Genomic DNA, 10,613 nt, shown 5'->3' with positions numbered 1-10,613 from the left:
AACTGACTCGCAGTTGTTGTCGTTTTGAGGGCTCAAAACGACAACAACTGCGAGTCAGTTGGGGAGCGTTCCAGCCACGGGGTTCTCAGCCCCAAGGGATGATCCTGTCCGCTCCGTCCCGCGTGGCCTCGATGATCCGGGCGTTGGCCTCATCCGGGCCCAGTGCCCAGGCTTCCGCCGCCGTCCTGTCCATCCCGAACTCCACATGCCGGTCCACCAGCCTGCCCAGCCGCACGGCGGGCGGCGTGTCAATGAACCACACCTCGTCAAGCTGCGCGCGGACCTCCGGCCAGGGCGCCTGCGAGGCGAGCAGGTAGTTCCCCTCGGTGATCACCAGGGAAACGGACGAGGGAACGCCGATGGAAGCCGCCACAGGCTCATCCAGGGTCCGCTGGAATTCGGGCGCATACACAACTTCTTCATCCCGCAGCACAAGCCGCCGCAGCAGCGAGAGGTACCCGCCGGCGTCGAACGTGTCCATGGAACCTTTGCGCTCCCGCAGCGGTGTGCCGTCGATGATGCTGTTGGCGAGGTGGAATCCGTCCATGGGGACCACTGCGGCGGCGTCGGGACCGAACTGGTGCTGCAGCCAGGCCGCGAACGTGGATTTGCCGGAACCGGGAGCCCCCGTGATGCCCAGCATTGTGCGGCGGCGGCCTGACAACCGCTCCCGCAGGGAGGCCACTGCCAGCCGCGCTTCGGGTGAGTCCATAACAAAAGCCTAGGCCCCAGCCCAACTGACTGGCAGTTGTTGTCGTTTTCGAGGCTCAAAACGACAACAACTGCGAGTCAGTTGGGTGGGGCGGCGCAGGGCTGGGCCGAGGGGGTGGGCTTAGGGGGTGGGCTTAGAGCGAGCCGCCCGCGGTTTCCGGGGCCGAGGCGTCCTGGCCGCTGTCGCCCACGGTTTCGCGGGCGATGAAGTTCTCGATGTCGAACAGGTTGTCCGCGCGCTCTGCAATGTTCAGCAACGTGGTCATGGACGCCACTTCCTCCACCTGCTCCTTAAGGAACCACAGCATAAACTGCTCACCGAGGGCGTCGTTCTCGCCGCGGGCGGCCCGGAACAGGGCCTCGATGTTGCGGGTGACTTCCTTTTCCTGCTCCAGCGCCAGGGCCAGGGGCTCGGTCACCGAAGAGAAGTCGTTGCGGACCGCGGGAACGCCGGGGATGGTGAACGGGATGTCCCGGTCCAGCATGTACTGCACCATCATCATGGCGTGGTTGCGCTCTTCCACGGACTGCCGGTAGAAGTAGCGGGCAAGCTGCGGGAGGTCTTCGTTGGCAAACCAGGTGGCCACCGCAATGTACTGCTGCGAGGCCGTGAACTCGTTGCCGATCTGGGTGGACAGGAGCGCGTTAAACGTGGAGGAAGTCATGGCTTGAGTCTAGGGTTCGGCCGCGCGGGCCAGCCAGTGTGGGAAGGCTCGGCTTGCGGAAGGAAAGGCTGGCCTACCTGCGGTAACGCTCAGACGGCGTCGACCGAGACCACAGCCAGGAAACCCCGCCCCAGGATTTCGGGGGAGCTTTCGTCGGCGCCCACCACGGCGTCGTACCGGCCCAGGTCCACAGGGCCGCCGCCCGCCACGCTGGCCGCTGCCTGCCCCTGCAGCAGCACGGCAAGCTGCCCCGCAAAAACGGGATGCGCACGCTTTTTGGACAGCTCAATGATGGAGGTGTACCCCTTGAACTTTCCGCTGCGGGTGATGACGTTGAGGTTGCGGATGTCGCCGGTGGGCAGCGAACCGGCGGCCGGTGCGCCGCCGTCGAACCGGAACGGGCGGTACTTTTCCAGGGGATGGTCCGCTCCGTCCACCGTGAGCAGCAGCAGCTCACCTTCCACCACAGTGAGGACCCGCTCCATGCCCGGGAACGGGGAGAAATCACCGGCTTTGGTGACCTCGGCAATGCTCACCCGCCAGTCCCAGTCCTGGGCCGCCGCGCCCTGCGGGTGGCTGGCCAGGTCCCGGGTCACCCCGCCGCCGTTGCGCCAGGGGGTGGCCTTAAGGTCTGCGAAGCGGATGATCTGCATCAGCCCAGCCTAGTTCCCGGCAGCCGGCGGAGGTGCCATCGTGCATCGCGGGAAGGGGCCGTCCCTGCTACTCTCCACCCGGGGGACAACACGTAAACGTACCTGAAGGAGCCGGGAATGTTCGTCAAAGTGTGTGGTCTCAGCACGCCCGAATCGGTCCGCGAAGCAGTGGCGGCCGGGGCGGATGCCGTGGGATTTGTCCTGACCGCGAGCCCAAGAGTGGTTTCGCCGTCCCAGGCGGCGGCGCTGCTCGCGGAGGTCCCGGCGGGTGTGACGCCCATCGGCGTGTTCCGTGACGAGCCGCTGGCGGATGCCGCCCCAATCGCCCGCGCGGCCGGCCTCGACTGGATCCAGCTGCACGGCACCAGGACCCGGGAAGACGTTGCCAAAGTGCACGACGCCGGCATGAAGTTGGTCCGGGCCATCACCCTGGGTGCCACTGCGGAAGAGTTCGAGGACTGGGGTGAGGACCTGCTCCTGATCGACGCCGCGGTCCCGGGCTCGGGTGAGTCGTGGGACTATGCTTCGGTGGCTGCCTTGCCGGTGCTTGCCGGCCGGTCCTGGCTGCTGGCCGGCGGACTGGACGCCGGCAACGTGGCTGCCGCCGCCGGGGCGGCGCAGGCCTGGGGTGTGGATGTTTCCTCCGGCGTGGAGGCGTCCCGCGGGGTCAAGGACCTGGCCAGGATCCGGGCCTTTGTCCACGCGGCCAAGCCCGGCGTCCGCACCTAGGTTTTTCAGGGATCGTTCAGGGTGGTCACCCACCGCGGAAGCCAACCCGTCGGGGGACAATGGACAGATGAAGACTCTGCTCAACATCATCTGGCTGGTATTCGGCGGGTTCTGGCTTGCCCTGGGCTACTTCGCAGCCGGGATCATCTGCTGCCTGCTGATCGTCACCATCCCGTGGGGGATCGCGTCGTTCCGCATCGCGGCCTACGCACTGTGGCCTTTCGGGCAGATGGTGGTGGACAAACCGGGCGGAAACGGGCCGTTCGCCCTGCTGGGCAACGTGATCTGGCTGCTGGTGGCCGGGATCTGGATCGCCATCGGCCATGTGGCCACCGCGATCGCGATGGCCGTCACCATCATCGGCATCCCGCTGGCCATCGCCAACCTCAAGCTCATCCCGGTGTCCCTGATGCCGCTGGGCAAGCAGATCGTGCCCAGCAACACCCCGTTCGTCCAGGCGTACCGGTAGGCCGAAGCTGGCTGGGCAGTGCAGCTAGCCCGGCATTTCGTCCGGCCGCAGGGCCCGCAGCACACAAAATTCGTTGCCGTCAGGATCGGCCATCACCACCCAGGTGACGTCCGGCCCCTGGCCCACGGAGACCTGCTTGGCGCCCAGGCCTTCCAGCCGGGCCACTTCGGCGTCCCGGTTTTCCGGCCGGAGGTCAAGGTGCAGCCTGTTTTTGGGTCCTTTGGCTTCGGGTACCTTCAGGAACAGCAGGTCCGGACTGACCCCGTCTTCGGGACTGCACGCGGGCGGCTCCAGCACAATCTCGTCCGCCTCCTCGTAGGTCCGCCGCCAACCCAGGGCGGCTTCCCAGAAGGCTGCCGGGACCCGGGGATCGGTGGAATCAATGCAGACGGCTTGGATGCGCAGGCTCATCCGAGCAGTGTTGCACTGCCGGCGCCGGCCGTAAAGGACCACGCCGCCGAGGCAACCCGTGGGAACCGGTCAGGGCCGCCGGAAAATCCCGTCCGACAGGATGGCCACCGAGTCGCTGCCGTCCAGTTCGGCGGCGATATCCACATCCTCCGCAAAGCCCGCCCCCACCAGTTCACGGCCGCTGGAACAGCCGTGCAGCATCTCCCGGAGGCTTGGTTCGGCCGCTCCGAAGACCGCCGCCGCAGCAACCGCTTCCGGCGAATACCCGTGCCAGTCAAAGTCGCCTTCCTCGGGTCCGCCCCGGGAATTGTCCGCAGCAATCCTGGCGGGCCACTGCGCAGCCAGGGCGGTGATGAACGCGCCGGCGCCGATCGCATCCTCCACGGCAGGGCGCAGGCTGCCATCGGGCCAGCGTTCACCGGCCGCAATCACGGCGATCACAGCGTCTGCCGGCAGGTTGGCTGCCACCCAGTCCGCAGTGGCGGCGGCGTTCCGCAAGCAAACAGCGGCAACCAGGTGCACTTCGCCAGCCAGCTGGTGGCACAGTTCGGAGCCGTTGGGGGATGGCAGTACCACCCGGCCCAGGGACTGCGCGGTCCGCAGGCTGGCGGGGGACAGGCTCAGCCCGCCGCCGTCACGCGGTCCGGCCAGCAGCGCATTATGGTGGGCAGCGAAATCCTCGGCGCCCGTATCCCGCCAGCGGTACGGAACAACCTCCGCGCCGCGGTCCAGGGCCACACTGACGCACGTGGTGAAGGAGAGGACGTCCACCACCACGGCGAGGTCGGTGCCGGGCGCAACCGTCGCGGCGCCGTCGTGACCCCACTCCAGCCTGACCGTGAAAGGCAGTTGGCGGTGCGCCGCACTTGCGGTATGCACGTGGCGGGGGTTCGTTCCCGGTGCGTTCATGCCAGTTCTCCGTGCAGGTTCCGGTGCGCGGCGCCCAACCAAAGGTCCCTTGCGCGGTGTCCGTGGAACAAGGGCTCAAGGTCCAGGAGCCGGCGGACGACGGCGGCCCGGCCGGCGGCGAAATCAGCGTCAGGCACGTGCGCGTAATCGAGCCGGACGGCGGCAAGGTACCGGGCGTATTCCGCCGGGTCGCCGCCAAGGACGGAAAGATCGGCATCACAGAGCAGCGCCCCGTCGGTGTCTCCGGCTTCGGGGCGGTGGTGGCTGGTCAGCAGGACCAGCCGGGCCACCTCCTCGACCTCGGCCGCCGGCAGCCCGGTGCCGCGGAGCCGGTCCAGGGCCAGCCGCGCCGACTCCTCTTCGTCCTGCCCGGGGATTCCCTGGTAGACGGCGTCGTGGAACCATGCGGCCAAAAGGACTGTCCTGGGAACAGCAGCCGGTTCGTTAAGGAGGTCCAGGGCTTCGAGGATGGACAGCAGATGGGTGCGGCCGTGATAGTGCCGGTGCGGTTCACTCCACCGGTCCAGCAGGTCCAGGAAGAGGGCGTCGTGGCCGGGCATAACGGCCTCCCAGCGGTCCTGAAGCGGGACCTTCAGGGACTTGTTCCGCTGCCGGGCGGGAATGCGCAGGCCGCTGGCAATGAGTTTGCGGACCAGGACCCTGGCTTCGACGGGCAAGGCGCCCGCCGCCACCAGGTCATCGAAGCGGCGCTCCGCCACGTCGTAGTGGTCGCCGTCGAATGCCCTTTCGGGAATACCGGCCGCGGCGGCAAAGGCGTGCAGTTCCGCCAGCGACCCATCCGAAACCAGATGGGAGAAGTGCGTCCCGTGCGCAGGCCAAAGCGGCGGGTCGATGTAGATGGCCATGACGGAAGTCTAGTAGGCCGGCTCCGGCGCCCAGCCTGCCAGCGCGCTCCCGGCTGCGTATTACAAGTTTGTCATAGCCCGTGACAAGAATAATAAAGACCGGTAGTCTCCGGAGGGGCGGACAGTCACCACCTCTTCCCGCCCGCCTACACCGAACCGACCTGGCGTCCCGACGACGGCTGCGCCAGGCATCCGCGAAGGAGCCACCGCTTTGAAACTCGCCAGGATTCTTGCCACCGCCGCCGCGGCCGCCGCACTGATGGGGCCGCTGCCGGCCCATGCTGCTCCGGCCGCCGGCGGAGACAGTGCCAGCCCGGACATCGCGGGCGGTGCCACCACGACGATTTCGGCGGCACCCTACGCGGCGCAGATTTCCTTCGACGCCACGGGGACCAATGTGGGCTGCACAGGCAGCCAGATCTCGGCGAACTGGGTCATCACCGCCAAGCACTGCGATTCCCCGTCGCTGCAGTCGGTGCGGCTGGGCACCACGTATCTGGAGACCGGCGGCACGGTGAAGACGGTTGCCGGCCGTTATGCCTCCAGCACGGGGGATGTCCTGCTCCTTAAGCTCTCCACCCCGCATTACGGCTCCTATGTGGGCCTGTCCGGCAGCGTCCCCGCCACCGGTGCTGCCGCCAAGGTCTATGGCTGGGGCGACCAGACCGAGGGCGCCGGAACCATGTCCTACACCTTCAAAACCGCGAACGTCACCGTGGCGGGCCAGGGCAGCGACACGTATGGGGGCGTCTCGGTGCGCACCCAGTCGCAATCCGGCCACACGCTGGGCGGCGACTCCGGCGGGCCCCTGGTGGTGAACGGCAAGTTGGTGGGTGTGTTGTCGACATCGAGCATTCTGCCCACACCCAACCCGTCAACGTTTACCCGCTACTACAACGACCACGCCTCGGTGGCCCGCAACCTCAGCTGGATCACCAGCGTCTCCGGGGTGGCTGGCTCGTAAGGCTCCGGAACAGAACCATCGGCGGCCGGCTCCCCCCAAGGGGCCGGCCGCCGTTTTGTCGCCGCCAGCCACGCTGGCGGCGCATGTTCGCTGAGGGCAGACGTTCCTGCCGTCCGGATCGGCCTAAAAGGTTCCTTTCACAAAGTTGAGCGTTGTACACTCAACTTAGAATTTCCGCCCCTGAAAGGAGCCCTCGTTGGACGTCAAATTCACCACCAAGAGCCAGGAGGCCCTCTCGGCCGCCGCCATGAACGCCTCCACCGCCGGAAACCCCCAGGTGGAGCCCGCCCACCTGCTCAAGGCGCTGATGGACCAGCGCGACAGCGTGGCTGTGGCGCTGCTGAAGGCAGCCGGCGCCGATCCTGATGCCGTCAGTGTGCAGGCCAGCAGCGCCATCAAGGCCCTGCCCGCAGCATCCGGCGGCTCCACCCAGCAGGCGCAGCTCTCCCGGCCGGCGCTGCAGGCAATCCAGAACGCCAACACCGAGGCCGAAAGCCTGGGCGATACCTACGTCTCCACCGAGGTGCTGCTGTTGGGACTTGCGGCCGGCAGCGACTCCGTCGGACGGATCCTGCGCGACGCCGGCGCCTCCCATGAAGCGCTGCGCGCCGCAGTGCCGGGAGTCCGCGGCGACCGGAAGGTCACCAGCCCGGATCCGGAGAACACGTTCCAGTCGCTCGAAAAATTCGGCACCGACCTCACCGCTATGGCACGGGCCGGCAAACTGGACCCGGTGATCGGGCGGGACACCGAAATCCGCCGGATCGTCCAGGTCCTGAGCCGCCGGACCAAAAACAACCCGGTCATCATTGGCGAGCCGGGCGTGGGCAAGACCGCCGTGGTGGAGGGCCTGGCGCAACGTATGGTGGCCAACGACGTGCCGGAAAGCCTGCGCGGCAAGACCCTGATCTCCCTGGACCTTGCATCCATGGTGGCCGGCGCCAAGTACCGCGGCGAGTTCGAGGAGCGGCTGAAAGCCGTCCTGGAAGAGATCCGGAACTCTGACGGCCAGATTGTCACGTTCATCGATGAAATCCATACGGTGGTGGGGGCGGGTGCCACCGGTGAGTCGTCAATGGATGCCGGCAACATGCTCAAGCCGATGCTGGCCCGGGGCGAGCTGCGGCTGATCGGTGCGACCACCCTGGATGAGTACCGCGAGAACATCGAAAAGGACCCGGCCCTGGAACGCCGCTTCCAGCAGGTGTACGTGGGCGAGCCCAGCGTGGAGGACACCATTGGCATCCTCCGTGGCCTGAAGGCCCGCTATGAGGCCCACCACAAGGTGACCATCGCCGACTCCGCGCTGGTGGCCGCCGCCGGCCTGTCCAACCGCTACATTTCCGGCCGCCAGCTGCCGGACAAGGCCATTGACCTTGTGGACGAGGCCGCGTCCCGGCTGCGCATGGAAATTGACTCAGCACCGGTGGAAATCGACCAGCTGCGCCGCGCCGTGGACCGGCTGACCATGGAGGAACTGGCCCTTGCCAAGGAGACCGACCAGGCCTCGGTGGAACGCCTGGCCGCGTTGCGGGCGGACAAAGCCGACAAAACCGAGGAACTGGACGGCTTGAACGCCCGCTGGGATGCCGAGAAGGCGGGCCTGAACCGGGTGGGAGACCTCAAAGCCAAACTCGATGGGCTGCGGATAGCCGGCGAGAAGGCCAAACGCGAAAGCGACTGGGAGACCGCATCCCGGATCGAATACGGCGAAATCCCCGCCCTGGAGCGCGAACTGAAGGCAGCCGCCGAAGCCGAGGCCGCAGTGACGGACAAGTCGGCCCAGATGGTGGCGGAGCAGGTTACCGCGGACGACATCGCCGAAGTCATCTCGGCCTGGACCGGCATCCCGGCAGGCCGGATGCTGCAGGGCGAAAGCCAGAAGCTGCTCCACATGGAGGACGAGCTGGGGCGCCGCCTGATCGGGCAGCAGCAGGCCGTCACTGCGGTTTCGGACGCTGTCCGGCGGGCCCGGGCGGGCGTCAGCGACCCCAACCGCCCCACGGGATCGTTCCTGTTCCTGGGTCCAACCGGCGTGGGGAAAACTGAGCTGGCCAAAGCCCTGGCGGACTTCCTGTTCGACGACGAACGCGCCATGGTGCGCATCGATATGTCCGAGTACAGCGAGAAGCACTCCGTGTCGAGGCTGGTTGGCGCCCCGCCGGGATACGTGGGATACGAGGAGGGCGGCCAGCTGACCGAGGCCGTCCGGCGCCGGCCGTATTCAGTGGTGCTGCTTGATGAGGTGGAAAAAGCCCATCCCGAGGTCTTCGATATCCTCCTGCAGGTGCTGGACGACGGCCGCCTCACCGACGGGCAGGGCCGCACCGTGGACTTCCGCAACGTCATCCTGGTGCTGACCTCGAACCTCGGCAGCCAGTTCCTGGTGGACCAGGCCCTGGACCAGGACGCCAAGCGGAAGGCCGTGATGGCCACCGTAAACGCCGCCTTCAAACCCGAATTCCTGAACCGGCTGGATGAAGTGGTGCTGTTTGACCCACTGAACGTCGAGGAGCTGGCCCGGATTGTGGAGCTGCAGGTGGCGGAAATGGGCCGGCGGCTGCAGGACCGCCGCCTCACCCTGGAGGTCACCGAGGCCGCCAGGTCCTGGCTGGCGCTCTCCGGCTTCGACCCGGCCTACGGCGCCCGCCCGCTCCGCCGGCTGGTGCAGCGCGAGATCGGCGACCGGCTGGCCAAGGCCATCCTCTCCGGCGACATCAGCGATGGTGACACGGTGCTGGTGGATACCGCCGCCGACGTCGACGAGCTCACTGACGGGACCCTGGCTGCGCTCAGTGACCAGGGTGACGGAATTGTGGAGCAGGTCCGCGCCGGCCGCTTCGAAGGGGCCGGGCTTTCCGTGCGGCGGAAGGACTGAGGGCTACGGCAGCACGCTGGCATTGATGACATTGCCGGTGGCCGCCGTGACGTAGCAGTCCACCCGGCGGTCACCGGATGCCCAGCTGGTGCTGCTGGGGTAGCTGCGCTGGAACTCCAGCGTGTAGCCGTCGGCCGCCGGGGACAACCTGGCGGCCTGGCACGCCTCCTGCGCCTTGGCTTTGAGCGCGTCCGAGCCGGGGTAGGTGCCGTCGCCGGGGTAGCGGTACAGCGACACCAGCTGCGCCGAGTGGCCGGTGTTGCACGGCACAACAGTGGCCGTCAGGGCCTCGGGATCGAAGTCGCGGAAACAGTCGCCCAGCGCGTACCCGGCAGGCTCCACGCCTTCTTTCGGGGACTCCAATGCGGTGGGGGCCGGCGTGACCGCCGTTTCCAGGGCGCCGTCCTTGGTTGACCCGTTCGAATCCCGGCCGGAGTTCAGCCACAGCGCCAGCCATACCAGCCCGCCCACCACGAGCAGCAGGACGACGGCGAAGAACACCTTCCACAGGGTTGTCCGGTTGAGTGCCCGGTTCGGCAGCCGTGGTGCGTCAGCCGCGGGCGCCAGGTTGGGGCCCCCGACGGGGCTGCTGCCGCCGCCTGCCGAGGGCGTGCCGGAGGCGGGCGGGGTGGAAGGCCTGGGTGGGACATCCTGGTGGTTCACGGGGTGCACCTTCCTGCGTTTTTCGCACTGCGGGATCCGGTGCGGGCCGTCCCGGCAGCTGTTCTTAAGACTCTACCGAACAAAAAAGCGGGAAACCCGGGGGATCGGCAAGGGGGGGGCTGCTGCGATCCGGCTGCGGAGGCCGCGGCTGGCAAGCAGTGGCAGCTTAAAGCATGTAATCTAGGGGTACGACAAATTGACCAAACATTCCGGGGCCTCACTAACGCCAATGGTGACCACCTCCGGTCCGAGTACAAAAGGGGGTCACGCCATGGGGCGCGGCCGTCAAAAGGCAAAAGCTACCAAACAGGCTCGGGACATTAAGTACTATTCCCCGAACACTGACTACACAGCTCTCCAGCGTGAGCTTAAGAGCTCTGAAGTCCGTGCGCCGAGCCGTTTCGCCAACGAACCGGTTGAACCGGACTATTCGGCCTACGTGGACAAGTACGCGGATGATTTGGAAGAAGACGACGACGGGGTACACACCCGCCGCATCGGCTAGTTGTCGCTTGCCGCTCCGGCCTTCGGGCCGCAGCGCTGTGACGCCGCCGCACAGCTGTTCCCGCACGCCCCGCGTGTGACCACAGCGGGTGCGGCGCTTCTTTTCCGGCACCCGGATCCAGAAGGATTCCCCGCGCCGGATGCAGTCAGCTGCCCGCCGCCGGCACCGTACCAACGGTGCGGGTGGCGGT

At 67.2% G+C, this 10,613-nt stretch carries 12 protein-coding genes; 5 read left to right on the top strand and 7 right to left on the bottom strand.

Annotation, left to right across the window (positions count from 1 at the left end; translation table 11 throughout):
• Positions 1–85: 85 nt before the first annotated feature.
• The 3 genes from ASF72_RS00465 to ASF72_RS00455 form a co-directional block, all read right to left on the bottom strand.
• Positions 86–712, bottom strand: coding sequence for a nucleoside/nucleotide kinase family protein (locus ASF72_RS00465; protein WP_056595556.1), 627 nt, complete (start codon positions 710–712; stop codon positions 86–88).
• Between the two features lie 133 nt (positions 713–845).
• The gene (locus ASF72_RS00460) at positions 846–1,376 is read right to left on the bottom strand and encodes a ferritin (protein WP_050686982.1); all 531 of its coding nucleotides are present in this window, start codon (positions 1,374–1,376) and stop codon (positions 846–848) included.
• A gap of 89 nt (positions 1,377–1,465) precedes the next feature.
• Positions 1,466–2,029, bottom strand: coding sequence for a HutD/Ves family protein (locus ASF72_RS00455; RefSeq protein WP_056595554.1), 564 nt, complete (start codon positions 2,027–2,029; stop codon positions 1,466–1,468).
• Between the two features lie 117 nt (positions 2,030–2,146).
• Between ASF72_RS00455 and ASF72_RS00450 the strand changes: the two genes are divergently transcribed.
• Together ASF72_RS00450 and ASF72_RS00445 are read left to right on the top strand one after the other, a co-directional pair.
• Positions 2,147–2,758: a phosphoribosylanthranilate isomerase gene (locus ASF72_RS00450; protein WP_056595552.1), complete on the top strand. Its 612-nt coding sequence runs from the start codon at positions 2,147–2,149 to the stop codon at positions 2,756–2,758.
• Positions 2,759–2,825: 67 nt separating this feature from the next.
• On the top strand, positions 2,826–3,227 hold the full coding sequence (locus tag ASF72_RS00445) for a YccF domain-containing protein (protein WP_050686979.1): 402 nt from the start codon (positions 2,826–2,828) through the stop codon (positions 3,225–3,227).
• Between the two features lie 24 nt (positions 3,228–3,251).
• Here ASF72_RS00445 and ASF72_RS00440 read toward each other — a convergent pair whose 3' ends face one another.
• The 3 genes from ASF72_RS00440 to ASF72_RS00430 form a co-directional block, all read right to left on the bottom strand.
• Positions 3,252–3,638, bottom strand: coding sequence for a VOC family protein (locus ASF72_RS00440; RefSeq protein WP_056595549.1), 387 nt, complete (start codon positions 3,636–3,638; stop codon positions 3,252–3,254).
• Between the two features lie 69 nt (positions 3,639–3,707).
• On the bottom strand, positions 3,708–4,547 hold the full coding sequence (locus tag ASF72_RS00435) for a 2-phosphosulfolactate phosphatase (protein ID WP_056595546.1): 840 nt from the start codon (positions 4,545–4,547) through the stop codon (positions 3,708–3,710).
• The gene (locus ASF72_RS00430; RefSeq protein ID WP_050686976.1) at positions 4,544–5,413 is read right to left on the bottom strand and encodes a DUF4031 domain-containing protein; all 870 of its coding nucleotides are present in this window, start codon (positions 5,411–5,413) and stop codon (positions 4,544–4,546) included. Before ASF72_RS00430 ends, ASF72_RS00435 begins: the two co-directional genes overlap by 4 nt.
• 211 nt (positions 5,414–5,624) lie before the next feature.
• Here ASF72_RS00430 and ASF72_RS00425 point away from each other — a divergent pair, with 211 nt between their 5' ends.
• Both ASF72_RS00425 and clpB read left to right on the top strand, forming a co-directional pair.
• A complete protein-coding gene (locus ASF72_RS00425) occupies positions 5,625–6,377 on the top strand; it encodes a S1 family peptidase (protein ID WP_050686975.1) in 753 nt (250 codons plus the stop codon).
• Positions 6,378–6,573: 196 nt separating this feature from the next.
• Positions 6,574–9,255 (top strand): ATP-dependent chaperone ClpB, encoded by a 2,682-nt coding sequence (gene clpB / locus ASF72_RS00420; RefSeq protein WP_056595543.1) that lies wholly within the window; start codon positions 6,574–6,576, stop codon positions 9,253–9,255.
• A 3-nt stretch (positions 9,256–9,258) separates the two neighbouring features.
• Here clpB and ASF72_RS00415 read toward each other — a convergent pair whose 3' ends face one another.
• Positions 9,259–9,918 carry a septum formation family protein gene (locus ASF72_RS00415; RefSeq protein WP_056595541.1) on the bottom strand — a complete coding sequence of 220 codons (660 nt, stop codon included), beginning with the start codon at positions 9,916–9,918 and terminating at the stop codon, positions 9,259–9,261.
• 271 nt (positions 9,919–10,189) lie between these two features.
• Between ASF72_RS00415 and ASF72_RS00410 the strand changes: the two genes are divergently transcribed.
• Positions 10,190–10,423: a DUF3073 domain-containing protein gene (locus ASF72_RS00410; protein WP_050686970.1), complete on the top strand. Its 234-nt coding sequence runs from the start codon at positions 10,190–10,192 to the stop codon at positions 10,421–10,423.
• Positions 10,424–10,613: the final 190 nt, after the last annotated feature.

The organism is Arthrobacter sp. Leaf141 (assembly GCF_001424565.1).
Classification (GTDB): Bacteria; Actinomycetota; Actinomycetes; order Actinomycetales; family Micrococcaceae; genus Arthrobacter.
This window is presented reverse-complemented; position numbering and strand designations above follow the sequence as displayed.